This window comes from Cellulophaga sp. 20_2_10, assembly GCF_023476645.1.
Classification (GTDB): domain Bacteria; phylum Bacteroidota; class Bacteroidia; order Flavobacteriales; family Flavobacteriaceae; genus Cellulophaga.
On sequence record NZ_JAMCOJ010000001.1, the window covers coordinates 782,279 to 808,750 of the forward strand.

General features: G+C 32.4%; 23 protein-coding genes. 13 read left to right on the plus strand and 10 right to left on the minus strand.

The window, feature by feature from the left end; translation table 11 throughout:
- The first annotated feature begins 137 nt into the window (after positions 1 to 137).
- Together M4I21_RS03455 and M4I21_RS03460 are read left to right on the plus strand one after the other, a co-directional pair.
- A complete protein-coding gene (locus M4I21_RS03455) occupies positions 138 to 1,514 on the plus strand; it encodes a glycoside hydrolase family protein (RefSeq protein ID WP_249557632.1) in 1,377 nt (458 codons plus the stop codon).
- Positions 1,515 to 1,805: 291 nt separating this feature from the next.
- Entirely contained in the window at positions 1,806 to 3,197 is a 1,392-nt protein-coding gene (locus tag M4I21_RS03460; RefSeq protein WP_249557633.1) for a glycoside hydrolase family protein, read from the plus strand.
- Positions 3,198 to 3,271: 74 nt separating this feature from the next.
- On the opposite strand, the gene M4I21_RS03465 is transcribed toward M4I21_RS03460, so the two are convergent.
- Entirely contained in the window at positions 3,272 to 3,997 is a 726-nt protein-coding gene (locus tag M4I21_RS03465; RefSeq protein WP_249557634.1) for a ThuA domain-containing protein, read from the minus strand.
- Between the two features lie 464 nt (positions 3,998 to 4,461).
- On the opposite strand from M4I21_RS03465, the gene M4I21_RS03470 reads away from it, so the two are divergent.
- The gene (locus tag M4I21_RS03470; RefSeq protein ID WP_249557635.1) at positions 4,462 to 5,043 is read left to right on the plus strand and encodes a MiaE family protein; all 582 of its coding nucleotides are present in this window, start codon (positions 4,462 to 4,464) and stop codon (positions 5,041 to 5,043) included.
- A gap of 3 nt (positions 5,044 to 5,046) precedes the next feature.
- Here the strand turns inward: M4I21_RS03470 and M4I21_RS03475 are convergent, their stop codons facing one another.
- The 5 genes from M4I21_RS03475 to M4I21_RS03495 form a co-directional block, all read right to left on the minus strand.
- A complete protein-coding gene (locus M4I21_RS03475) occupies positions 5,047 to 5,943 on the minus strand; it encodes a Ppx/GppA phosphatase family protein (protein ID WP_249557636.1) in 897 nt (298 codons plus the stop codon).
- 8 nt (positions 5,944 to 5,951) lie between these two features.
- Positions 5,952 to 8,024 carry a polyphosphate kinase 1 gene (gene ppk1, locus M4I21_RS03480; protein WP_249557637.1) on the minus strand — a complete coding sequence of 691 codons (2,073 nt, stop codon included), beginning with the start codon at positions 8,022 to 8,024 and terminating at the stop codon, positions 5,952 to 5,954.
- Positions 8,017 to 8,502: a SixA phosphatase family protein gene (locus M4I21_RS03485; RefSeq protein ID WP_249557638.1), complete on the minus strand. Its 486-nt coding sequence runs from the start codon at positions 8,500 to 8,502 to the stop codon at positions 8,017 to 8,019. The genes ppk1 and M4I21_RS03485 overlap by 8 nt, the downstream gene beginning before the upstream one ends.
- A 95-nt stretch (positions 8,503 to 8,597) precedes the next feature.
- Positions 8,598 to 9,773: a GlmU family protein gene (locus M4I21_RS03490; RefSeq protein ID WP_249557639.1), complete on the minus strand. Its 1,176-nt coding sequence runs from the start codon at positions 9,771 to 9,773 to the stop codon at positions 8,598 to 8,600.
- A 90-nt stretch (positions 9,774 to 9,863) separates the two neighbouring features.
- Positions 9,864 to 10,115: a type B 50S ribosomal protein L31 gene (locus tag M4I21_RS03495; RefSeq protein WP_249557640.1), complete on the minus strand. Its 252-nt coding sequence runs from the start codon at positions 10,113 to 10,115 to the stop codon at positions 9,864 to 9,866.
- Between the two features lie 171 nt (positions 10,116 to 10,286).
- Here M4I21_RS03495 and M4I21_RS03500 point away from each other — a divergent pair, with 171 nt between their 5' ends.
- Genes M4I21_RS03500 through M4I21_RS03530 form a run of 7 tightly spaced genes read left to right on the plus strand, consistent with a single transcriptional unit; the run spans position 10,287 to position 16,955 of the window.
- Entirely contained in the window at positions 10,287 to 10,805 is a 519-nt protein-coding gene (locus M4I21_RS03500) for a DUF4199 domain-containing protein (protein ID WP_249557641.1), read from the plus strand.
- 37 nt (positions 10,806 to 10,842) lie between these two features.
- On the plus strand, positions 10,843 to 11,793 hold the full coding sequence (locus M4I21_RS03505) for a glycosyltransferase family 2 protein (protein WP_249557642.1): 951 nt from the start codon (positions 10,843 to 10,845) through the stop codon (positions 11,791 to 11,793).
- A 32-nt stretch (positions 11,794 to 11,825) separates the two neighbouring features.
- Positions 11,826 to 13,535 (plus strand): phospho-sugar mutase, encoded by a 1,710-nt coding sequence (locus tag M4I21_RS03510; RefSeq protein ID WP_249557643.1) that lies wholly within the window; start codon positions 11,826 to 11,828, stop codon positions 13,533 to 13,535.
- Positions 13,535 to 15,364: an ABC transporter ATP-binding protein gene (locus M4I21_RS03515; RefSeq protein ID WP_249557644.1), complete on the plus strand. Its 1,830-nt coding sequence runs from the start codon at positions 13,535 to 13,537 to the stop codon at positions 15,362 to 15,364. Before M4I21_RS03510 ends, M4I21_RS03515 begins: the two co-directional genes overlap by 1 nt.
- A gap of 54 nt (positions 15,365 to 15,418) precedes the next feature.
- The gene (locus M4I21_RS03520; RefSeq protein WP_249557645.1) at positions 15,419 to 15,958 is read left to right on the plus strand and encodes an RNA polymerase sigma factor; all 540 of its coding nucleotides are present in this window, start codon (positions 15,419 to 15,421) and stop codon (positions 15,956 to 15,958) included.
- 33 nt (positions 15,959 to 15,991) lie between these two features.
- Positions 15,992 to 16,525 carry a hypothetical protein gene (locus M4I21_RS03525; protein WP_249557646.1) on the plus strand — a complete coding sequence of 178 codons (534 nt, stop codon included), beginning with the start codon at positions 15,992 to 15,994 and terminating at the stop codon, positions 16,523 to 16,525.
- Positions 16,503 to 16,955: a hypothetical protein gene (locus M4I21_RS03530; protein WP_249557647.1), complete on the plus strand. Its 453-nt coding sequence runs from the start codon at positions 16,503 to 16,505 to the stop codon at positions 16,953 to 16,955. The genes M4I21_RS03525 and M4I21_RS03530 overlap by 23 nt, the downstream gene beginning before the upstream one ends.
- Positions 16,956 to 16,971: 16 nt before the next feature.
- On the opposite strand, the gene M4I21_RS03535 is transcribed toward M4I21_RS03530, so the two are convergent.
- Positions 16,972 to 18,000, minus strand: a complete 1,029-nt coding sequence (locus M4I21_RS03535; RefSeq protein ID WP_249557648.1) for a WD40/YVTN/BNR-like repeat-containing protein — start codon at positions 17,998 to 18,000, stop codon at positions 16,972 to 16,974.
- A gap of 283 nt (positions 18,001 to 18,283) precedes the next feature.
- On the opposite strand from M4I21_RS03535, the gene M4I21_RS03540 reads away from it, so the two are divergent.
- Positions 18,284 to 19,495: an RsmB/NOP family class I SAM-dependent RNA methyltransferase gene (locus M4I21_RS03540; RefSeq protein ID WP_249557649.1), complete on the plus strand. Its 1,212-nt coding sequence runs from the start codon at positions 18,284 to 18,286 to the stop codon at positions 19,493 to 19,495.
- 92 nt (positions 19,496 to 19,587) lie between these two features.
- Here M4I21_RS03540 and M4I21_RS03545 read toward each other — a convergent pair whose 3' ends face one another.
- Positions 19,588 to 20,022: a hypothetical protein gene (locus M4I21_RS03545; protein ID WP_249557650.1), complete on the minus strand. Its 435-nt coding sequence runs from the start codon at positions 20,020 to 20,022 to the stop codon at positions 19,588 to 19,590.
- A 1,067-nt stretch (positions 20,023 to 21,089) separates the two neighbouring features.
- On the opposite strand from M4I21_RS03545, the gene purL reads away from it, so the two are divergent.
- Positions 21,090 to 24,749: a phosphoribosylformylglycinamidine synthase gene (gene purL / locus M4I21_RS03550; protein ID WP_249557651.1), complete on the plus strand. Its 3,660-nt coding sequence runs from the start codon at positions 21,090 to 21,092 to the stop codon at positions 24,747 to 24,749.
- A gap of 105 nt (positions 24,750 to 24,854) precedes the next feature.
- Positions 24,855 to 25,337: a CIA30 family protein gene (locus tag M4I21_RS03555; RefSeq protein WP_249557652.1), complete on the plus strand. Its 483-nt coding sequence runs from the start codon at positions 24,855 to 24,857 to the stop codon at positions 25,335 to 25,337.
- A 5-nt stretch (positions 25,338 to 25,342) separates the two neighbouring features.
- Here M4I21_RS03555 and M4I21_RS03560 read toward each other — a convergent pair whose 3' ends face one another.
- Both M4I21_RS03560 and M4I21_RS03565 read right to left on the minus strand, forming a co-directional pair.
- Positions 25,343 to 25,795, minus strand: a complete 453-nt coding sequence (locus M4I21_RS03560; protein WP_249557653.1) for a hypothetical protein — start codon at positions 25,793 to 25,795, stop codon at positions 25,343 to 25,345.
- On the minus strand, positions 25,792 to 26,349 hold the full coding sequence (locus tag M4I21_RS03565) for a hypothetical protein (RefSeq protein WP_249557654.1): 558 nt from the start codon (positions 26,347 to 26,349) through the stop codon (positions 25,792 to 25,794). The genes M4I21_RS03560 and M4I21_RS03565 overlap by 4 nt, the downstream gene beginning before the upstream one ends.
- Between the last annotated feature and the right edge of the window lie 123 nt (positions 26,350 to 26,472).

Sequence of the window (26,472 nt, forward strand, 5' to 3'; positions counted from 1 at the left end):
GTATTGAAATAAATACGTCTTCAACCTACCTTGTTTTCTTTAATTTAATCAGTATTTACCTACAGATACATATTTTAGACTACAAACTACATTCGTTTTCTAGATAGCCTATAGACTTGCAATAAAATTATACACTTATGAAAAAGAACAATTTTAAATCAATTATTTTACTTCTATCTATTGGCACAATATTATCGTGTTCCAAAAAAGAAGAAACAACAGAAGAAGTATTAAATTCAACCGCTTTAGTTTACGAAGGAAACACCCCTAGAAGTCGGTTAGCAGATAATGAAGATCGATTTTACACAAACAGGATACCTAGTACAGAACTAGTATCAAACTTAAATGGTAATTGCAACCCTCTAGATAGTGCTATACTTAACAACGAAATAGATTCATTATCTACTGAAGGCGGAGGAATTATTAAAATAAAACAAGGATCTTATTGCTTAAGAGACATTGTACTTAGGTCTAATATTCATTTAAAGATAGACCCAGAAGCTACAATTCAGCCCGATCTTAGTGGTGATATTAGAAATAAGAACATAACAATATTTGTTCTTGGAGAAGACTTTCCTATAAGAAATGTAGCTATTACTAATTTAAATGAAGACAGTAAAAACAGATCTACTTGGTTTAAATCTAATATACCGGAAGGAAATTATGGAGGCGTAAAATTTATAGAATTTGGAAACGTAAAAAACTTTAAGTTGTCTGGTTTATATCTAACAGATAGCAATTCTAAATTTTCCAATATTGTTCTAAATCTACCAGCTAGCCTAAAGACTGATGAAGTTTCAAAAAAAGGGATCATAAAAAATGTATTTATGACTAATATGCACGTTGGCTATGGTGTTATACAAATGCAAACAGGTAAAACTATTTTATGTAAAAATATTAGTGGTGAAGGCGGAATTACTATGAGAGTAGAAACTGGCGCAGCCGGAACAAATATGGTAAATGAAAAAACAGTAGATGACATCGTTGTAAGAGACATAAATGTTAAAAATGGAGATGCCGCTATGAACTTTTCTCCACATAGGGTAGATCAAGGACGAGTAGATGTTGAAAGGGTTGTTGCAATAAATTCTACACATGCAGTACAAATAGCTGCTGGATTTCTGGACAATAATACCGATGGCGTAGAGAATATTGGCACTTTTGACAACAGATCCTATGTTGGAGATATTACTGTAACTGGCGGCTATGGTGCACAAATAAAAAGCAAAGATTTTAAATATTATGATTGTGAAAAAAGAAAAGAACTAATAGAAACGTGTTATAATCCAGATGGAGAAAGTGTAACCGATACATCTATTGGCGTAATTAGAGATAATTCTAGTTTAGAAAGTGGCTGTGAAAACGGAAGTGATGGAGGGTGTTATGAAATTATTATTGGATCAATAAATAAAACCAATGAAAATTTTGTAGTAGATAGTTTATTTACCCGTCCAAGTAACGCCGTAAAAGGATGTCCTAAAATTGAAAAACCAGCGGAAGGAAATTGCAATTAAATAGTTTTAAGTTAATAGTATCCTATAAAGCGTCTCGTTCGTTTTTAACTTGACGCTTTATTATATAATCTCATTAAAAAAAAATTCAACTATCATTTAACTGAGCATTTTTATCTATGAAAAACAAAGCACAATAATCTATTTGGATTATTTAAGATATCTATACTAAATTACATTTCAGCAAGTTAAGCTTTTGTTTTAATCAGTATTTACTTACGAGTACAACTAATATACGATGAACAACGTTCTATATTTATATCAATCATAAATTTGCGGAAATTTTAAAAACAGATGAAGAAAAACAGTTTTAAGTCAATTATTTACACACTATTAATAGTTACCACTATTATATCTTGTTCAACAAAAGATGAGGATACCAATGAAAAAGAAGAGACTATAGAGCATAAAGATCCACTTATTCATATAGGAGAAACTACAAATGATAGGTTAACAGATACTGAAGAACGCTTTTATATTAATAAAATACCTAACAAAGAACTTGTAGTAACCTTAAATGGTAATTGTAATACTTTAGATAGTGACATATTAAACAATGAAATAGAATCGCTATCTAATGACGGAGGTGGTGTTATTAGAATACAAAAAGGAGCTTACTGTTTAAGGGATATAGTACTTAGGTCCAATATTCATTTAAAGATAGACCCAGAAGCTACAATAGAGCCAGATCTTAGCGGAGATATTTCTAACAAGAACATAACTATATTTGTTGTTGGTGAAGATTTTTTTATTGAAAATGTAGCTATTACAAATGTAGATGAAGACAGCACAGAAACATCTACTTGGTTTAAATCTAACATTCCTGAAGGCGATTACGGAGGTGTAAAATTTATAGAATTTGGAAATGTAAAAAACTTTAAGTTATCAGGAGTATCAGTAACAGATAACTTTTCTAAATTCTCTAATATTGTTTTAAACCTACCAGCTAGTTTAAAAACAGATGAAGTATCTACAAATGGAGTTATCAAAAATGTATTTATGACTAATATGCATGTTGGCTACGGTGTAATACAGATGCAAACAGGTAAAACTATTTTATGTAAAAATATTAGTGGTGAAGGCGGAATTACAATGAGAGTAGAAACTGGCGCAGCAGGAACAAATATGGTAAATGAAAAAACTGTAGACGATATTGTTGTTAGAAATGTTTATATTAAAAATGGTGATGCCGCAATGAACTTTTCTCCACACAGGGTAGATCAAGGAAGAGTAGATGTAGAAAAAGTTGTTGCCGTAAACTCTACACATGCCATACAAGTAGCTGCTGGTTTTTTAGATAATAACACAGACGGAGTGGACAACATTGGTACTTTTGATAGCAGGTCTTATATTGGTGATATTACCGTTACTGGTGGTTATGGTGCACAAATAAAAGGCAAAGACTATAAATATTTTAGTTGTGAAAAAAGAAAAGAGCTCGCTGAAAAATGTTATAACCCAGATGACGAAAGTGTTACTGGATCTTCAATAGGTGTTGTTAGAGACAATTCTAGTATTGATGGAGGTTGCGATAATGGTAGCGAAGGAGGCTGCTATGAAATAATTATAGGAACAATAACCAAGACGAATGAAGATTTTGAACTTGAGGAGTTTTATACTCATCCAAGCAATGAAATTAAAGGATGTCCTAAGGTTGAAAAAGCAACGGAAGGGAATTGCAACTAGCAACTTATGACATACTTCTATAAAAAAAGCGTCTAGTTTAATCACTAGACGCTTTTCTTATAGATAACAAATTCTTACTTTTCTCCAATTGCATACAGCAACCCTCCCAATAAATGTTCTAAAAATTTAGCATCACTATAAGATTCTTTTGTATGCCCTAATCCTGTATAAAAAGCTCTTCCGCCATCATAGTTATGATACCAAGCCATAGGATGGTTAACACCATTTTTACCGCCAGAGTAACTACCTTCATCTAACATTAATAATACATGTACATCTTCGTTTAAATCCTTGTAATTGTACCACTCATCTACCTTACCCCAAGTCTTACCCAACATTTTGGTAGCCAAATGTGTGCTATCTACTACTTGTAATGTTGCGTGTTGTACTTTAGGGTGTCCATTAAAATACGCTCCAACTAATTTATTATACCAAGGCCAATTATACTCGGCGTCTGCCGCAGCATGTACACCCACGTAACCACCTCCAGTGTTGATATATTTTTTAAACTCAAGCTGCTCTTTATTATCTAGTAAGTTTCCGGTTGAATTTAAGAACACTACAGCTTTATACTTCTTTAAATTCTTATATGTAAACAACAAAGAACTGCTAGTTGTATCTACACTAAACTTATGCGCTACACCTAACTTTTGTAACGCTTCTACTCCTGCATCTATTGAGCTATGCCTAAAACCATCTGTCTTAGTAAAAACTAAAATTTTTGGCGTTTGCAAACGACACGAAAAAGAAACTAAACTAATTAATAATAGCACTAACACCTGAAAAACTCTACTCTTCATTTCTATGTTTTTAAAGATTGATAAACACAATAGCTTAGTAAGTTAAACAATTTACAGCAAGCGTCCGCAATAGTACTTGGTACAGCACTTATAAATTATAAGAAAAATGGTTCAGAAAAAAAGATAGAAAAAAACGTAATGTACTAAAAATAGGTGATTCACAAATTTAAAATAGGTTTTCATTGTTATGTAATTAAGTAACAAATAATACAAAATTGTTACTTTACACCCTTTTTTATTTTATAAGTGAATCATTTATACTACATTTAGGTTTTAGTATAATTTTAACAGTAACACTTACTATTGTATTCTATTATAGAACAAGTGTTCTTTAAATCAATATTATATTTAAAATAACTAATCAACCTAAACCTTTAAAAGGCATATTTTCTATTATAGAAAATATGTCTTTTTTATTTACATACTAATCAATATCCCTATTTTTGCACTATAATATATAAATTATGCTAGGCTTAAAACTCCCTACAGATCCACGATGGGTAAACATTGTAGAAAAGAATATAGATGATATATTAACGGATCATGCTTTTTGTGAACAGAAAGCAGCTGCTACAGCTATTTCGCTAATTGTAGGCTTTCCTGAATACACAGAGTTAGTACAAGAAATGGTTGCTTTATCTAGAGAGGAAATGGGGCATTTTAAAATGGTTCATGATCGCATTATTGCTCGTGGCAACACATTAGGTCGAGATCGCAAAGACTTATACGTCATAGATCTTTTAAAATTTTTCCCTAAAGGAGGTAGCAGAACAACACAATTAGTACACAGACTCTTATATGCTGCCTTGATAGAGGCTCGTAGTTGTGAACGCTTTAGATTACTGTCTGAAGAACTTACAGATAAAGATTTAGCTGAATTTTATCGTAAATTAATGGTTAGTGAAGCCGGACATTATACCATGTTCTTAAACTTTGCCAGACAATACGGTGAACGCGATGAAGTTGACCAAAAATGGCAAGACTTATTAGAATACGAAGCTAGTTTAATGAAAAACTTAGGCGAAACAGGAAATATACACGGATAATTACTAAATAGACTCTTTGTTTTTTTGATACAAAGTCTTAATCATACCATCTGATAGTCCAATTTTTGGAACGTGTATTTTTTTTGCTCCAGACCATTTTGCTGCAGATAAAAATATACGTGTAGCTGGTATAATAACATCTGCCCTATCTTGGTTTAAACCAAGTTCAGATATTCTGTCCTCATAACTCATACTCTCTAAAAAGTGATACTGAGAATTTAACCAGATATAAGATAATGGCTCCCCTATTTTACGGCCAGACATTTTGTGCAACTTATTTATATTACCACCAGAACCTATAATAGAAACCTTTACAAGATCTTTTGTATACAACTTAACCCATTCTTCTAATTGGTTCCAAACTTTAACAACAACCATATCATTTAACAGCCTAACCGTACCTATTTTAAAAGATTTAGATGCAATTAGCTTTCCTTCAGAAAAAACAGTAAACTCTGTGCTACCCCCACCAACATCGATATACAGGTATGCCTGGTCGTTATTAATTAGTTCTTTTAAATCTGTTGATGCAATTATAGCGGCTTCCTTTTTACCGTCTATAACCTCAATCTTTACTCCTGCTTCGATCCTTATTTTTTCTATAACCTCGTACCCATTATTGGCCTCTCTAATTGCAGATGTGGCACAAGCCATATAACCATCTACACCATTTACGTTCATTAATAATTTAAATGCCTTCATAGCATCAATCATTCGTTCTATGTTCCTATCAGATATTTCACCAACAGTAAAAGAATCTTCACCCAAACGTATAGGCACCCTAACCAAAGAGCTTTTTCTAAACTCTGTCTTCTTCCCCTTGGTTTCAATAATGTTATGTATAAGCAAACGTATGGCGTTAGAGCCAATATCTATTGCAGCAAGCTTAAAAATCTTCAAAATAAAGTCTATTTATTTAATTTCTCCTTATAATAATTGTATAACGCAAACTGTGATCGCAACTCTGGCATATTATCTTTGCGGTATGCATTATCTTGTTTAACTGAAAAGATACGCGCTTTTAAATTATCATTCCAAGAAATATCAAAAGTATCCAATAGTTGCTTTTTAATATCTTCATCATAAATAGGACAACCAACTTCTACTCTAAAGTCCAAGTTTCTTGTCATCCAATCTGCAGATGAAATATAAATTTTTGGATCACCTTCGTTACCAAAAATAAAAACACGTGTATGCTCTAAAAATTTATCAACTACACTAATGGCTTCTATATTCTCGCTCATTCCTTTAACTCCTGGAACTAAACAACAAATACCTCTAATAATTAATTGAACTTTTACCCCAGCATTACTAGCCTCGTAAAGTTTATCTACCATTTTATAAGAAGTTAAGCTGTTCATCTTAATTTTTATAAAAGCATCTTTACCCGCCTTTGCATTTTCAATCTCCTGATCTATTAACGCTCTAAAAGCATTTTTTGTATAATGAGGCGACACAATTAAGTGCTTGTACTTATTAATCTTATAACTAGTTTCAAAAAAATCAAAAACTTTATTTAACTCTTTTAAGATTGATGAGTGCGCCGTAAACAACGTATAATCTGTATAAATCTTAGCAGTAGACTCATTAAAGTTCCCGGTACTAATAAAACCATAACGTTTTAATCCTTCTGCTTCCTCTCTCTCTATAACACATATTTTACTATGTACTTTTAAGCCTGGTACTCCAAAAATAAGCTTAACTCCTTCTGCTTGTAACAACTCTGCATATTCAATATTTGCTTGCTCATCAAATCTTGCTTGCAATTCTATTTGAACAGTTACTTGCTTACCATTTTTAACTGCATTTATTAAAGAAGAAACTACTTGAGAATTACTTGCTAACCTATAAACAGTAAGCTTTATAGTTCTTACGTGAGGGTCTAATGCTGCCTCTCTTAAAAATTTAGTGATGTAAGAGAATGTATGGTATGGCGTATACTGCAAATGATCTTTCTCTGCAATACGCTCTAAAATACTACCTTCTAAACTAAAATCCTTAACAGGTAAAGGGCTAATTTTCTCGTACATTAGGTCCTTACGACCTAAGCTAGGAAATTTCATATAATCTCTACGGTTGTGATAAATACCTCCCGGAATTATACTATCCGTTTCTTCTATCCCCATCTTTTCCATTAAAAAAGCCAAGGTATCTTTTGCTATTCTTTTATCATATACAAAACGAACTGGATCACTAATCTTACGATGCTCCACACTAGAAGAAATTTTCTCTATAAAACTCTTACTAAGATCATTATCTATATCTAATTCCGCGTCTCTAGTAATCTTAATCATGTGCGCTGAGATAGACTTATACGTAAACATATTAAAAATATGACGCAAAGAATACCTAATTAAATCATCCAAAAGAATAATATAATTTTTATCTCCTTCTTTTGGCAATTCTACAAAACGCTCTATTTCTTTAGGAATCTCTATTAATGCATACTTATTTTCCGGAACACCATCTTCATCAACATTATTTAATACCATTTTTATGGCCAAATAAGCTGCGGTATCTTTTAACAAAGGAAACTCTCTTAAATCATTTAAAACAATTGTCATTAAACGAGGGCTTACTTTTTCGGTAAAGTATGTTTTTATAAAAGCTTCTTGATTTTTAGTAACTTCTTTTTCATTAATAATAAAGATATTCTTTGTCTCTAACTCTTTTTCAATATCACCTAAAATCTTTAAACTTCTAGTCTGCTGCTTTATAACTATAGTTGTAATTTCCTCTAATAAATCTTTAGCTTTTTCGCCACCCAAAACACTTTTACCTGTTTTACCTGCGTCTACAATACGCTTTACAGTTGCGTAACGCACCTTAAAGAATTCATCTAAATTATTAGAAAATATACCTAAAAAACGTAACCTCTCTATTAACGGAACTTTTACATCTGCACTTTCTTGCAATACTCGCGCGTTAAAACTTAACCAGCTAATTTCTCTATTTATATATTGATATTTAGTCTTAATCATTCTTTAAATTTTTAGGGAATAATACATTTAGCGTATTACCTTTGGTAATAGCTTTCCACTCTAACACATTAAAATTTAGCTCTACCAAACCTGCTGTGGGTACATTTTCAATCTCTTTATCTCCCCATAAATTAACAATATGAGTTAAGGCGTGGTTGTGTCCAAAAATAAAAACATTTTCCAAACTATTATCTAAGGATTTTATAAAGTTGATTACGTGTTCTCCTGAGAAATCGTAAAGTTCATCATAAATACGTAAGTCACTAGAAGGTATGTTTAGCACTCTTAAAAAGATATTACACGTATGTAATGCTCTGTTAGCCGGACTAGAAAAAACGGCATCTATAACCGGCTCTTTAATAGCACTAGCTACTAAATAAGCATCATTAATACCGCGTTCTAACAAAGGTCTATCTCTGTCTGAAACATCGTAATTCCAAGAAGATTTTCCGTGACGAATTAAGGTTAGCTTTTTCATTCAATTTTAATGCTGTTATAGATTAAAAAATTAAATGGAAAAATACAAAAACTTATTAGAATTTACTCAATGTATTACCGCTTCTTAATCATTATTTAATCTTTTCTCCACTTTTTTGTTTCTTCAAAAACGTGGGTCAAAATTGCTGCATCTTGTTCCGTAAATTCTATATTACGTCTTTCCATCATAACTTTTGCTGTCTCAAAAGCTTTTTTAGTGCCATAGGTTGTAAAACCAGAAGCTCCACCCCAACTAAAACTAGGTACAAAATTTCTTGGAAAGCCTGGTACGTAAATATTAACGTTTACACCTACTACCGTACCTGTGTTAAACATTGTATTTATAGCACTTTTACTATGATCACCCATCATTAAGCCACAGAATTGTAGTCCTGTTTGCTCAAATTTTTCGGTTTCATAACTCCATAACTTAACTTTAGCATAATTGTTCTTTAGGTTAGAGTTGTTAGAGTCTGCACCTATGTTACACCACTCTCCTAAAACAGAATTTCCTAAATAACCTTCATGACCTTTACTAGAATACCCAAAAATAACCGAATTACTTACTTCACCACAAACTTTACCATAAGGACCAATAGTTGTAGCTCCGTATATTTTTGCTCCCATTTTTATTACCGCATTGTTACATAGTGCCAAACCACCACGTATCATTGCACCTTCCCAAATTTCTGCATCCCTACCAACATAAATAGGACCTTTTGTAGCATTAAGAATACAATGCTCTACAATAGCACCTTCTTCTATAAAAATGTTTTCTGGGTTAATTACAGTATTGGTTTTAGAAATAGGCATACTAGTTCTTCCGGCAGTAACAAGATCAAAATCTTCTTGCAATGCTTCTTCATTCTTAGAAAAAATATCCCAAGTTTGTTCTATTGTTAGTACGTCTCCTTTAAAATCTAGTACTTGGTAAGTATCAAAATCTATTTCATCTTGAGCCTCTTTAGCAAAAAAGGCAACAATATTATCGTTGTGATAGATGACCTGATTCTCTTTTAAATCTTCAATTAAAGCAACCAAAGTAGCATTAGGAAGGTAAGATGCATTAATCATTACATTCTCTTCTAACTCCACCATAGGGTGTTTTTCACTTAAATAATCTTCTGTAATTGTACTTGTAGTACTTCCAAGATGCATTTCCCACTTCTCACGAATGGTAAGTATACCTACTCTAATCTCTGCAACAGGCCTAGTAAAAGTGAAGGGTAATAATGCTGTTCTTGCGCTACCATCAAATAAAATATAATTCATAAGATTAAAACTTTTTAATTAAAAACTAAAAAAAGTCACATTTCAAAATAAATTGAAAAGTGACTTTTTAAATATATTGTAAAGAAATTATTACTTCGTAAATTTCTTGTATTTGTTTTTGAACTTGTCAATACGTCCAGCAGTATCTACTAACTTAGCTTTACCTGTATAAAACGGGTGAGATGTTCTAGAGATTTCCAATTTTATTAATGGATACTCAACACCTTCTACTTCTAGTGTTTCTTTTGTATTTGCTGTAGATTTAGTTAAAAATACCTCTTCGTTAGACATATCTTTAAACGCTACTAATCTATAATTCTCTGGGTGTATACCTTTTCTCATTTTTTAAAAACTTTAATTCTTCTAAATAAATTTAGCGGTGCAAAAATACGCATTTTTATGAAAACCACAATGTTTATCTAAAAAAAAAGATAAAAAAAATAACATAGTTTGTACTGTAACAAATTTACAAAAAAGATTACTAACTAAGTAACAACCTAAAATAATATGAAAATGGAAGAAAATTTACCAAAAACTGGAAAGTACGCATTAAACTACGGATTAATGTTAGGAGGTATTAGCGTGGTGTTTGGATTAATGTTATTCTCTTTAGATATGCATTACCAAGGTGGCGCAATGGTATTTGTTGTGTCTATGTTATTGACCTTAGCTTTTATCTTAATAGGTATGTTTCAATTTAAAAAAGCAAACGGAGGTTTTATTTCTGTTGGTCAGGCTTTAAAAATAGGAGTAGGTGTTAGTTTAGTTGGTGGTATTATAGGTATAATATTTAACCAAATACTTGTAGGTGTAATAGACCCCGACTTTATGACTAAAGCTACCGAATATCAAAAAGCTATGCTTTTAGAGTCTGGCTTAACTATAGAACAAATAGAAGCAAATATAGAGATGACCAAACCATTTCAAACACCAACAATGCAAATCTTATTTGGATTATTATATAGCATTATAATGGGCTTTATTCTTTCTTTAATTCCTGCATTACTAATAAAAAAGCAAGAAACTATTTAGGAATTTGTACTTTTGAATATATTTTCAAGAGTACCTTATGAACTTATCTATTGTTATTCCCCTTTTAAACGAGGAAGAATCATTAAAAGAACTACATGATTGGATTGTATCCGTAATGCAATCCAATCATTTTTTATATGAAATACTTTTTATAGACGATGGCAGCACAGATAATTCTTGGAGCGTTATAACCGAGTTATCTGCAGTAAATCCAAATGTAAAAGGTATTCGTTTTCAACGCAACTTTGGTAAGTCGCAAGCCTTACACGCAGGGTTTAAAGCTGTACAAGGCGATGTTGTTATTACTATGGATGCGGATCTACAAGACAACCCAGAGGAAATTCCTGAACTTTATAACCTTATTATAAAAGACGGATTTGATCTTATTTCTGGCTGGAAAAAGAAGCGTTACGACTCTGTTATTGCTAAAAACTTACCTTCTAAATTATTTAATTGGGCTGCGCAACAAACATCTGGTGTTAAACTACATGATTTTAACTGCGGATTAAAAGCATACAGAAAAGATGTTGTTAAAAATATTGAAGTTTCTGGAGAAATGCACCGTTACATACCTGTACTGGCAAAAAATGCAGGTTTTACAAAGATTGATGAAAAAGTGGTGCAACACCAAGCACGCAAATACGGAAGCACTAAATTTGGAATGGAGCGTTTTGTAAATGGATTTTTAGATCTAATTACAATCTGGTTTTTATCTAAATTTGGAAAAAGACCAATGCATCTTTTTGGGGCCTTAGGAGCTATGATGTTTATTATAGGTCTTGGATTTGCCTTGTATTTAGGAATAGATAAACTTTTTCTTAATAAATTTGGACGGTTAATTACAGAAAGACCACAATTCTACATTGCCTTAACCGCTATGGTTATGGGTAGTCAGTTATTTTTAGCAGGCTTTATAGGAGAAATTATTGTCCGTTCTAAAAAAAATGAAACAAGATATTCTATCTCTGAAGAGCTAAATATCAACTAAAATATATTTTACCACTTAAAAAACCATTAAAAATGAGTTCAATTTTAGAATCTGCAAAAACTTGGCTTACAGCTACTTTTGATACAAATACAACATCTAAAGTAGCAGATTTAATACAAAACAAACCAGAAGAATTAAACGATAGTTTTTACAAAAACTTAGAGTTTGGCACTGGTGGTATGCGCGGTATTATGGGCGTTGGCACCAACCGTATTAATAAATATACGCTAGGTAAAAATACTCAAGGAATTAGTAACTACTTAAAAAAGGTATATCCTAATGAAGAATTAAAAGTTGTTATTGCTTACGACTGTAGGCACAATAGTGACACACTAGCCAAAACTGTTGCAGACGTTTTTTCTGCTAATGGTATTAAAGTTTATTTATTTTCAGATTTAAGAACAACACCTGCTTTATCATTTTCAGTTAAACATTTAAATTGCCATGTTGGTATTGTACTTACAGCATCTCATAATCCACCAGAATACAATGGCTATAAGGTATACTGGACAGATGGCGGACAAATTGTACCACCACAAGACAAAGAGATTATATCAGAAATAAATAAACTAGATTTTAGTGAGGTGAATTTTAATGCTGATGAAGCTAAAATTGAATTAATAGATACAGAAGTAGATGAAGCCTTCTTAAGTGCTTCGGTAAAAAATGGTAGTTTTAATGCTAAAGGTAAAGACGATTTTAAAATTGTTTTCACTTCATTACACGGTACTTCTATAACCGCTGTTCCAGAAGTTTTAAAACGTGCTGGCTATAAAAATGTAACTATAATAGAAGAGCAAGCAAAACCTGACGGTGATTTCCCAACAGTTGTTTCGCCTAACCCAGAAGAGCCAGAAGCACTTTCTATGGCGATTAAAAAAGCCGAGGAAATTGGAGCAGATATTGTTATTGGCACAGATCCAGATTGTGACAGGCTAGGTGTTGCTGTTCGTAATTTGGAAGGAAAATTAGAGTTGCTAAACGGCAACCAGACAATGGTTTTAATGACCAAGTTCCTTCTAGAACAACGCAAACAAAAAGGATTTACAGGAAATGAGTTTATAGGCTCTACCATTGTATCTACGCCTATGATGAATAAGTTAGCAGATCTTTACAATGTAGAATGTAAAACTGCTTTAACTGGTTTTAAATGGATAGCTAAAATGATTAAAGACGCACCTAACCAATACTTTGTAGGTGGTGGCGAAGAAAGTTTTGGTTTTATGGTGGGCGATTTTGTACGCGATAAAGATGCGGTTACCTCTACCCTATTGGCTTGCGAAATTGGAGCAAATGCTAAAGCAAACGGAAGTTCTTTTTACAAAGATTTAATAGACACCTACGTAGACTGTGGTTTTTACAAAGAAAAATTAGTTTCTTTAACTAAAAAAGGAGCTACTGGAGCAGAGGAGATTAAGCAAATGATGGTCGATTTTAAAAACAATCCTGTAACAACCATAGATGGCTCTAAAGTAGCATGGATAGAAGATTACAATACATCTACAGCTAAAAATATAATCACTGGAGAAGAAAAAGAAATTACCATTCCTAAGTCTAATGTATTAATTTACATTGCAGAAGACGGCACAAAAATGGCTGCAAGACCAAGTGGCACAGAGCCTAAAATAAAATTTTATTTTAGTGTGAATACCACCTTAGAAAAAGCTGAAGATTTTACAGCTAAAAACATCGAGTTAGAAGAAAAAATAAACAGAATTCTAAAAGAACTGAATTTAAATTAATGAATTACTTTAAAAAAATATTAGTTTTTGCAAAGCCTTACAGAAAGTATGCAATACTAAATATAATTTCCAATATCTTTTATGCGCTATTTAGCACGCTAGCAATGGTATCTTTATTTCCAATGCTTGCTGTACTTTTTGGAGACACAGAAGCGGTTACTGTAGCTCCAGAATGGAGTGGAATTACAGAAATGAAGGATTATACCATAGATTACTTAAACTTTTTTATTACTGAAAATGTTGGTGACGGTAACCAAGGAGATGCCCTTATGCTAATGGTTGGGCTGGTTATAGGTATGTTTTTCTTAAAAAATGTATTTGGTTACTTAGCAATGTATTTTATTACATTTTTAAGAAACGGTGTTCTAAAAGATTTAAGAAATGCTTTGTATGATAAAACTGTAGAACTACCAATATCTTACTATTCAGAAAAAAGAAAAGGAGATACTATTGCACGTATCACTTCTGATGTTTTAGAGATTCAACATTCGTTTTTATCTGTATTAGAGTTAATAGTTAGAGAACCACTTACTATTATATTTACAATTGCAGCAATGCTTACTTTTAGTCCGCAATTAACCTTATTTGTATTTATTTTTCTACCTATTTCTGGATTTTTAATCTCATTAATAGGAAAGTCATTAAAAAAGAAATCTGATAAAGTACAGCAAGAACAAGGTACATTTTTATCAATTTTAGAAGAAACCTTAGGCGGTTTACGCGTTATAAAAGCCTTTAATGCAGAAAAAACTTTTGCAGGAACATTTCAAAAATCAACCAACAGATTTTTTAGATTTTCTAATAGCTTATTAAACAGACAAAATCTTGCATCGCCTGCTAGTGAATTTTTAGGCATTGGTGTAATTGGTATTTTACTTTGGTATGGTGGACGAATGGTCCTGGTTGAAAAAACGCTAGAAGCCGGTTTATTTATAACATATATGGGCCTTGCCTACCAAATACTAACTCCTGCTAAAGCAATGAGTAAAGCATCTTATGGGGTTAAAAAAGGAAATGCTGCCGCAGAACGTGTTATAGAAATATTAGAAACTAAAAACCCTATCGCAGAAAAAGAAAACGCAATTGTTAAAGAAGAATTTAAAAGTAATATTACTTTAAAAAACATCTCTTTTAAATATAATGATGATTATGTACTTAAAAACTTTAATCTAACTGTAAACAAAGGAAAAACAGTTGCTCTTGTTGGACAATCAGGTAGTGGAAAAAGTACCATTGCAAACCTGGTTACTCGTTTTTACGATGTTAACGAAGGTGAAATAACTATTGATGGAGACAACATAAAAGACCTTACTAAAAAGTCGCTTAGAAATTTAATGGGGTTAGTTACACAAGATTCTATTTTGTTTAACGACAGTATAAAAAATAACATTGCTTTAGGTAAAATTAACGCCACTGAAGAAGAAATTATTGAAGCCGCAAAAATTGCAAACGCCCACGACTTTATTATGGAGCAACCAAATGGCTACGAAACTAATATTGGCGACAGTGGTAATAAATTAAGTGGAGGTCAAAAACAACGATTGTCTATTGCGCGTGCTGTTCTTAAAAACCCTCCAATAATGATTTTAGACGAGGCTACCTCTGCTTTAGATACAGAAAGCGAGCGTTTGGTACAAGATGCATTAGAAAAGATGATGCAAAATAGAACCTCCATTGTTATTGCTCATAGATTATCTACGATACAAAGCGCAGATATAATTGTAGTTTTACAGAAAGGAGAAATTGTAGAGCAAGGATCTCATACAGAATTAATTAGTAATAATAGTGTCTACAAGAAACTAGTAGACATGCAATCTTTTGACGTTTAGTTTTAAACCTTTTTATTTTAATTAAGTCAAATAATTAAACAAGTACAGTTTTTGATGACCGAAGAAGCTTTAGTACATCAACTTAAAGAAAAAACCTCTCAGGCCAAGGCTTTTGAGGTGCTAGTTGATACCTATAAAGAAAGACTTTATTGGCATATTCGTAAAATTGTACTAAACCACGATGACGCTGATGATGTGCTCCAAAATACATTTATTAAAGTATTTAGAAACATAGATAAGTTTAAAGGTGATAGCAAATTATTCTCTTGGATATATCGTATTGCTACCAATGAGTCCTTATCCTTTTTAAAAACAAAATCTAAAATGCTTGGCGTTACTAGCGAGGAACTACAAGATTTATTGTTAAACAACTTGCAGTCTGATGTTTATTTTGAAGGTGATGAAATCCAATTAAAACTACAAAAAGCAATTAGCATACTGCCAGAAAAGCAAAAATTAGTGTTTAATATGAAATATTTTGACGAATTAAAATACGAAGAAATATCAGAGATACTAGGCACTTCCGTTGGTGGTTTAAAGGCTTCTTACCATCAAGCAGCAAAAAAAATTGAAAATTATTTAAAAAGCAATTAAACCATTTAGAGTATTGACAGTCAAATTATAAGTATGAAAAGTCTACCAAAAAATAGCGGATTTAAAATGCCGGAGTCTTATTTAGATAATCTCTCGGCTAAACTGAACAATTCTATTGCTCAGGATACTGCTATTCCAAAAACCGAAGGCTTCACCATACCTGACGACTATTTTAATACACTGCATACCAAAATTCAAACCAAACTAAACCAAAAAGAACCTAAGGTTGTTAAGCTACATTCTTTTAAAAAGAAGCTATATGCAACCTCTAGTATTGCTGCTGCAATTGCTATTTTAATTGCAGCCGTAGTATTTAACAACTCAAGTTCTACAAGTATCACATTTAACGACATAGCTGCATCTGACATAGAGAGCTATTTTAATGAAAATGATATAGAATTCTCTACGTACGACTTGGCACAGATATTACCTGTAGATGACATTAATATTTCAGATGTTGTAGAGCGCAATTTTAATGAAGATGAAATTATGAATTACTTGGAGTCTAACAATAGTATAGACATACAAGATATATATTTAGAAGATGATGAAGAACAATACCCGTAACCTAATAACTGTTTTAGTCTTCTTTATAGGAACTACAGTTTTTTACGGTCAAAAAAATGACTGGGAAAAAATTAAATCCTTAAAAGTAGCCTACTTTACAGAAAAACTAGAATTGTCTAGTAATGAAGCTAAAGGTTTTTGGCCTATTTATGATGATTTTGAAACAGATCTGCATAAATTATATGAAGGTAGAAGAGATTTAAAGAAAAAATACGATTACAATAATTTATCAGAAAAAGATTCTAAACACCTACTAGATACATATTTAGAATTTGAGAAAGAGAAAGTTGATATTACAAAAGCATACTACGCAAAAATAAGCAAAGTATTAAGCTATAGAAAAACATACAAGCTTGCACGTGTAGAGGAAGAATTTAAAAGGCAACTAATACGTGAGTATAGAGATAAACATCAAAAAGGAAAGCAATAAGCTTTCCTTTTTCTTTTTAGTTAAATACCAATTTAGCTATTCGGTCTTTACCTGCAGCATAAGCAATAGTATCGTTTACAAATCTAATTGTATAAAAACTTTCGCTAGATAATTCTTTCCAAGTTTGTCCTTTATCCTTAGAATAAGATATCCCAGTAAAACCCACAGCAACCAACTCGTTACCTTTTCTTCCTGGTACAAACTGCACACAACTTTTATAATCTGGCTCTTTACCATCTGCTACTAGATTCCAAGTTTTACCTCCATCTAAAGTAATAGCCTTGTTTCTTATATTTTTTTCTGGTTTAGTAAAATCGCCACCAATAGCAAAACCTAAATTTTCATCATAAAAATCTATAGAGAATATACCGTGTGTTTCCCCTAATCCATCCATAGGAACCGTATATGTTTGCCAATTGGCTCCTTTATCATCAGAAAAATACATACGTCCTTTAGTACTTGCTATCCACGTTTTATTACCTACAATAGCAATATTGGTATTACTAGCAGCAAAAGCACCTTCACCGGCAATACCTTCTGGTAAACTAGTACAAGCAACCTTATTCCAAGTAGCACCAGCATCTCTAGTAATAATAACAGATAAACAACCATCTACGCTATCGCCAACAGCAATACCTTCTAAATTATTCCAAAACTTAATGGCGTCGTAAAAAACACCGTCACCTTTTTCTGTATAAACCAACTCCATTTGGCCGTTTTCACCGGTTTTATATAGCAATGCAGGGTTAGTAACAGATAACATAAAAAAATCTGTTGCTGTATGTGCCGTAGCTCTAAACTCAGGTAAAATAGTATCATACTTTTGTATGTTAGTTAAAACTTTATCTGTTTTTAAATCTACAGAACCAAAAATACCATTGCTACCTGCAAAACCCAGACTACCATCTAAAACATCTATAGCTCTAATGCTCACTTTTTCTGTATAAATATCTTTAACAGTAACAGCCGAAAACGACTTTACCTCTTTCTTATCTTCACAAGCAAAAAGTGCCAATGCACACAATACAAATACTACTTTCTTCATTTTTTATCTAATTTTATGTATTCAATTACAGCTTTAAAAGAGCGTACTTCTTTATTTAAATACGCAAGAACACCTTTAAATAGCTATTAACATACATATAATTCATCAAAAATAAGTGTATTCCTTTCTAAAACAATACCTTTGCAGCCATATTTTTTTAAACGAATTGAATGTAATTTTTCTTCCGTGAAATTTTACATAGAAGAATAATTAAATTTATATACATTCTAGGATAGGTTTGCGTTTTGCGAACATCTAGATATCAAAAAAATAAAAAGTAAAAATGAAATTACATAGAAACTTAGTATTTGCGGTTATAGACGCACTAAATCTTATTTTTAATGAAGACGAATATGCAGATAAGGTTGTAGAAAAAGTTTTAAAGTTTGATAAACGTTGGGGATCTAGAGACCGTGGTTTTATAGCTGAAACAACATATGACATCGTACGTTGGAAAAGGCTATACACAGAAATAGCAGAGGTTAAAGCTCCGTTTAGCAGACCTAATTTATTTAGAATTTGGACTGTCTGGGCTGTTTTAAAAGGAATAGAGTTGCCAGATTGGAAACAATTAGAAGACACACCTACAAGAAGAATTAAAGGTAGATTTGATGAATTATCTAAAGTTAGAAAGTTTAAAGAATCTATTCCAGATTGGATAGACGAATTAGGAGAAAAAGCTTTAGGTGATAAAAAATGGACTAAAGAGATGAATGCTTTAAATATGCAAGCACAAGTTGTTTTACGTGTAAATACGCTAAAAGCAACTAAAGAAAGCTTACAAAAAGCATTATTAGAAGACAATATTATTGCCAACCCAATCAAAGGGTACCCAGATGCATTAGTACTTACAGAAAGAGCTAATGTTTTTAAAACTGAAGCTTTTAAAAATGGTATGTTCGAGATGCAAGATGCGTCTTCACAAACGGTTGCTCACTTTTTAGATGTTAAACCTGGTCAACGTATTATAGACACATGTGCTGGTGCTGGTGGTAAAGCTCTACATATTGCCGCTTTAATGGAGAACAAGGGACTTTTAATTGCTTTAGATATTTACGGTAACAAACTAAAAGAACTTAAAAGACGAGCTAAAAGAGATGGTGCTCACAACATTGAAACCAGACCGATAGACTCTACCAAAGTAATTAAAAAACTATACAATAGTGCAGACCGTGTTCTTATAGACGCGCCTTGTACTGGTCTTGGAGTTTTAAGAAGAAACCCTGATGCCAAGTGGAAATTACAACCTGAGTTTTTAGAGAAAATTACTAAGACACAGCAAGAAATTTTACAAAGCTATAGTAGAATGGTTAAAAGTGGAGGTAAATTGGTATACGCAACTTGCTCTATTTTACCACAAGAAAATAACGATCAAGTTATAGCGTTTTTAGCTTCTGAAGCTGGTGCAGATTTTACCTTAGCAAAAGAAGATAAAATATATGCTTCTACTTCTGGTTTTGATGGGTTTTATATGGCTTTGTTAGAAAAGAAATAAAGTTTAGTACATATACAACTACATCTATAAAACAAAAAAGTCGGCTCTAACCAGCCGACTTTTTTTCCCAAATACAAATTATAAATTATCAATTATAATCCAATTCTAACGCTAGGTACCCCAATACCAACGCTAGTTCTTACTACATTAGAACGCCTTGGTGCTCTTCTGTAATTATTTTGACTATAGTAGTACGTAGTATGACTATGGTAGTAATCACTATGGTGACAATGAGAATTGCAATGCTCAGCGTGTTCTGCATAAGCATCTCTCTTACCTTTCATATACGCTCTATAGGCTTTTCTATCTCTTTTCTTTAAATCTTTTTCATAAGCCTTTTGCTCATCCCAAAACTCTTCTTCGTCTTCTGTTACTACTTCAGTAGACTGCTCGTAAGCAGCATCTTCTTGCGCACGTTGCTGGTAATAAGATAACTTTTCCTTTTCTGTAGTTTTCTTCTCCTGTGCTGTCACAGTAAATGTCATTGCAATTATAAATGCAGGCAATAAAAAATGTAGTTTTTTCATAAAATCTGGATTTTTAGTTTAAATAATTACAACATTCTTCAACATTGCAATACCAACTTATAACAGCTATCATTTAAAAAACCCTACTTTATTTTTTAAAAAAAATTAAAACAACATAAGTTTCTTTACTAACAACAAGTATCTAGCAGTTGACAACATAAAATTTAAAAAACAAAACACTCATTATATATTAGCGGTATAGTTAGTTAGAATAAATTTTTCATTTTCATATAGTGTTCTCGTAAAAAGAGTCTTGTTTTTGCCGACAAGACTCTTTTTCATTTAAAACCTTTTGTTTTTCTATTCATTTTTTTATTGATAAAAAAGCAAAAACCACATAAGTTACTTTACAAACAACAACTATCTAGAGGTTGACAACATAAAATTTAAAAATCAAAACACTCATTATATATTAGCAGTATAATTAGTCAGAATAAATTTTTCATTTTCATATAGTGTTCTCGTAAAAAGAGTCTTGTTTTTGCCGACAAGACTCTTTTTCATTTAAAACCTTTTCTATTTTTAAACGCAACCTCCCTTTTTAAATTAGTAGTTTTATTTTTAAATTAGTAGTTTTATTTTTTTCAGATTGATAAAACTCGCTTTTCACCAAAATGAAGATTTACTACAGCGTACGAGAATTATTGAAAACCAATATTTATTCATTTTTTTCATTGATAAATAAGTAAAAACAACAAAAGCTTCTTAACTAACCACAATTCTAAAGCAGTTGACAACATAAAATTTATTAAACTACATCTCCGTTATATATTAGCGGTATAGTTAGTTATAATAAAAATTTTCATTTTCATATAGTGTTCTCGTAAAAAGAGCCTTGTTTTTGCCGACAAGGCTCTTTTTCATTTTAGATATTTATTATTATAAAGTATACACCATAAAACTCACTATAAATTCTAGACACTTTTCTTCCTACTTCCAAAACGTATAAAATAGGCGTAAGAAGAAATTAACAATCACCCCTAAAAACTGTTAACTATTCTTCTAAAAAAATACACTTAAAAAGTGTAAATTTGTGGCTTGTTAAACAAAACAACACAAGAGCTACAATGATTCACTTTTTCGGAGACCATTCCAGCAAAATCTTTGCTGTAGAAACCAAAAACAATCTTACACCAGAAGATATTACCAAGTTAACTTGGCTTTTTGGCAACAATCCTAAAATAAATGCGGCGTCTCTTGACGCCTTTTTTGTTGGCCCAAGAGCAGCTATGATAACCCCTTGGAGTACAAATGCCACAGAAATTACCCAGAATATGGGTGTAGAAGGTATTTTTAGAATTGAAGAATTTTTTGCTTCTACCGCAGATGCTAAAGATTTTGACCCAATGATTTCTCAGAAATACGCACAATTAAATCAGGATATTTTTAAAATTGATAGCACTCCTGAAGCTGTATTACCAATTGAAGATATTTCAGCTTACAACCAACAAGAAGGTTTGGCTTTAAACGATGAAGAAATTGCTTATTTAGAAGGTGTAGCTACTAAAATAGGAAGAAAACTAACAGATTCTGAAGTTTTTGGTTTTAGCCAAGTAAACTCAGAACACTGCAGACATAAAATATTTAACGGCACATTTGTAATAGATGGTCAAGAAAAACCATCTTCTTTATTCAAATTAATAAAGAAGACTTCTCAAGAAAATCCAAGTACTATTGTTTCTGCTTATAAAGATAATGTTGCTTTTATAAAAGGACCTACTGTAACACAGTTTGCTCCAAAAACAGCAGATAAGCCCGATTTTTACCAAGAATCAGAATTTAACTCTGTTATTTCATTAAAAGCGGAAACGCACAATTTCCCAACAACTGTAGAGCCATTTAATGGTGCTGCAACTGGTTCTGGTGGAGAAATTAGAGACAGACTTGCTGGCGGAAAAGGTTCTTTACCCTTAGCTGGTACTGCGGTGTATATGACATCATACTCTAGGTTAGAAGAAAATAGACCTTGGGAAAAAGCAATGGAAGAACGTCCATGGTTGTACCAATCACCAATGGATATTTTAATAAAAGCATCTAACGGGGCTTCAGATTTTGGAAACAAATTTGGACAACCTTTAATTACTGGTTCTGTTTTAACTTTTGAGCATCAAGAAGATGCTCGTAAACTTGGGTTTGATAAAGTTATTATGCAAGCTGGAGGTATTGGATATGCTAAAGAAAACCAAGCTTTAAAAGACGAACCTAAAGAAGGTAACAAAATAGTAATTCTTGGTGGCGACAATTACCGTATTGGTATGGGTGGTGCTGCTGTTTCTAGTGCAGATACGGGCGAATTTGCTTCTGGTATTGAGTTAAATGCAGTACAACGTTCTAATCCAGAAATGCAAAAAAGAGCAGCAAATGCTATTCGTGGTTTGGTAGAAAGTGAGGAAAACCCTATTGTTTCTATTCACGATCACGGTGCAGGCGGACACTTAAACTGTTTGTCTGAACTTGTAGAAGATACAGGCGGACATATAGATTTAGACAAATTGCCTGTTGGCGATCCTACATTATCTGCTAAAGAAATTATTGGCAACGAATCTCAAGAACGTATGGGTCTTGTTATTGGTAAAGACGATATGGGCTTACTAAAGCGTATTGCAGAACGTGAGCGCTCTCCAATGTACGAGGTTGGCGAAGTTACAAACAACCATAGATTTACATTTGAGTCTAAAACTACGGGAGAAAAACCGATGGATTTAGCTCTAGAAGATATGTTTGGGAGTTCTCCAAAAACAATCTTAACAGATAAAACTGTTACACGTAATTATGAAAACCCTAATTATTCTTTAGAATTTTTTCACGATTACTTAGAGCAAGTTTTACAATTAGAAGCCGTAGGTTCTAAAGACTGGTTAACAAATAAAGTAGACCGTTGTGTTGGTGGCCGTGTTGCCAAGCAACAATGTGCTGGTCCATTACAATTGCCACTTAACAATTGTGGTGTAATGGCTTTAGACTTTAAAGGTAAAGAAGGTATTGCTACTTCTATTGGTCACTCTCCTATTTCAGGATTAATAGACCCAGCTGCAGGTAGTAAAAATAGTATTACAGAAGCTTTAACTAATATTGTTTGGGCTCCTTTAAAAGACGGATTAAAATCTGTTTCTTTATCTGCAAACTGGATGTGGCCTTGTAAAAACGAAGGTGAAGATGCACGCTTGTATGAAGCTGTAGAAGCTGTATCTGAATTTAGTATTGCTTTAGGCGTTAACGTACCAACTGGTAAGGATTCGCTTTCTATGAAGCAGAAATACAAAAATGAAGAAGTTATAGCTCCAGGAACCGTTATTATATCTGCTGCTGCAAACTGTAACAATATTAACCAAGTAGTAGAGCCTGTTTTACAAAAAAACAGCAATGCTATTTACTACATAAACCTATCTAAAGACACCTTTAAATTAGGTGGTTCTTCTTTTGCTCAAACGCAAAACAAAATAGGAAATAGCGCTCCAAATGTTACTGATGCTGCTTATGTAAAAACAGTATTTAATACATTACAAGACGCTATTAAAGCTGACAAAATTAACGCCGGACACGATGTTGCCTCTGGTGGTTTAATTACAACTTTATTAGAAATGTGTTTTGCTGATGTTAATTTGGGTGCAAACTTAGACTTATCTGCTTTAGGCGAAGAAGACACTATAAAGTTATTGTTTGCTGAAAATGCTGGTGTTGTTTTTCAAGCAGATGCAAGTGTAGAAACTTTATTTGCTAACGCTGGAGTAACTGCTATTAAAATTGGTTCTGTGGTTGAAGAAGCTACACTAACCATCAAAAATAACGGTATGGAAATGGGCCTAAACGTAACTTCTTTAAGAGATACGTGGTTTAAAACATCATACTTATTAGACAATAAGCAAACAGCAAATAATTTAGCTAAAGACAGATTTGATAATTATAAAAATCAGCCTTTACAATATACTTTCCCTGCTAACTTTACGGGTAAATTACCTTTAATTAATGGAGAAAGACCAAAAGCAGCAATTTTACGTGAAAAAGGAAGTAATTCTGAACGTGAAATGGCAAATGCAATGTTCTTAGCTGGTTTTGATGTAAAAGATGTGCATATGACTGATTTAATATCGGGACGTGAAAATCTAGAGGATATTCAGTTTTTAGGTGCCGTTGGTGGTTTCTCTAATTCTGATGTACTTGGTAGTGCAAAAGGTTGGGCTGGAGCAATTAAGTATAACGAAAAAGCAAACAAAGTAATAAACAACTTCTTTAAAAGAGAAGACACCTTGTCTATTGGTATTTGTAACGGTTGTCAGTTATTTATGGAATTAGACCTTATTAACCCTGAGCACGAGAAACACGGAAAAATGACATATAACGATTCTCATAAACACGAGAGTAACTTTACATCTGTAACCGTAGAAGAAAACAACTCTGTAATGTTATCTACTTTAGCAGGTACTACTTTAGGTGTTTGGATTAGCCACGGTGAAGGTAAATTTAGCTTACCACAAGCCAAAGAAAACTACAATATTGTTTCTACTTATGGGTATGAAGGCTATCCTGCAAATCCAAATGGTAGTGATTTTAACACTGCTATGTTGTGTGATAAAACAGGAAGACACTTAGTTACAATGCCACATATAGAGCGCTCTACGTTCCAATGGAACTGGGCAAATTACCCAACAGACCGTAAGGACGAAGCTACGCCTTGGCTAGAAGCATTTACAAATGCTAGAGAGTGGATTTTAGAGCAAAAAGGATAATATCTCTTTTTAAATTATAAAGTAAAATCCCGTTTCTTAGTTGAAACGGGATTTTTTATGCTTGATAAAACAACTTATCTTCACATTGCAAAACTCATAACTTATATGAAAACTATTATCGATTTTACTTCCACAACAGACTCCATAGAATGGCAAACCATTACCGACGCGGTTATGGGTGGTGTATCTAAAAGTAATTTTGAAGTTACAACTGATCATTTAGCTGTTTTTAGTGGTCACGTTTCACTTGACAATAATGGCGGTTTTGCAATGGTTAAACATAGCATTACAGCACATTGTAAAGACTACACTACTATTTGTATTACACTAAAGGGTGATGGTAAAGCATATCAATTTAGAATAAAAGAAAACACAGCTACCAAGCATTGGTTTATTGCTTCTTTTACAACAAATGGAGAGTGGCAGACTATAGAAATTAAGCTAAGCAGTATGTATGCAATGTTTAGAGGAAATAAGGTTGACATTCCTAATTTTAATGGTGACAACATTAACGAAATAGCCTTTTTAATAGGAAATAAAACAGCAGAGAATTTTAGTTTAGAACTGAAGAGTATTGCTTTAAAATAACAATCTTACTTTTTTAGGCTTCCCTTCTTTATTAGTCTTTTTAGTTGTAAAAAACCGTTTGTAACATTTCCTTTATTTACCACAATTGGTATCGCCAAGGTTACTAAAAGAGCAATACAGGCGGCAGAACCCAATCCGCCTCCAAAGCCTGTGAAAAATTTACTTGTATTTAAAAAAAGCAGTGTAAAAATTGCTCCAGATACACCTATTATCCAATAGCTTTTTACCAGATTAGAAGATACCATACCTATAAAAGAAGCTCCAAAACATACCAATGGTAAATTCTGCGATAAATAACTTGACAAGACATTAGGAAATAACAACACAAATAAACCCGAAAAAACACCAACCAATGAAGATGATCTTACAGCACTTTGCTTGTACTTAAACTGAAGTAAATATGTTACAATTGCTGATAAACTACCGGCAAAAACTAATATAAAATGTACTATTTTCATTGCGATAGTAAAAATGTTATTAAAAATGCCAATACAACTCCGCCAAAAGCTAATGTACCAAGCTTACCTCCTACTCCGTGAAAACTATCTTTAGATCCCACTAAAAGTAACCCTGTAAAAACACTTGCCAAGGCTATAAACACATAATCTGGAGCAATACTAGCGTTCGTCATACCCACAAATGCGCCACAATAAACGGCTGTTGGTATCGTATTTACTACTGTATTATCTTTAATAATGTTAGGAACAAAACTAATGACCAACCCCACTATTGAAGCTGCCAAAACAGTAGAAAATCCAAAAGATGTATGCAATACATAGGTCACAATAGCGCCAAAAAAAACGAAGGCTACAGTTAAAAAATGTTCAAAAGTGTGATTTTTAGCACTAACTGGTGTCTTTTTATAAGTAACAAGTAACAAGGCCAATGCAATAATTAAAAAGCCAAAAATTAAATAATTGTTTTGCTTTTCAAAAAGAATAGCCGCCAAGAAACCTAAATGACAAAGGATTATTAAAATAAAAGTAAGCTGTTTTGCACGCTTCTTAATCATACTACTAATTTAATAATTGGTAAAAATAAGCAATATAACAAGTGTACAAGCATAGAATTTGTGTGAAAAATGAATATAAATGAGATGAATTAGTGTTGTTGCAAATTTTGTAACTTACCTACT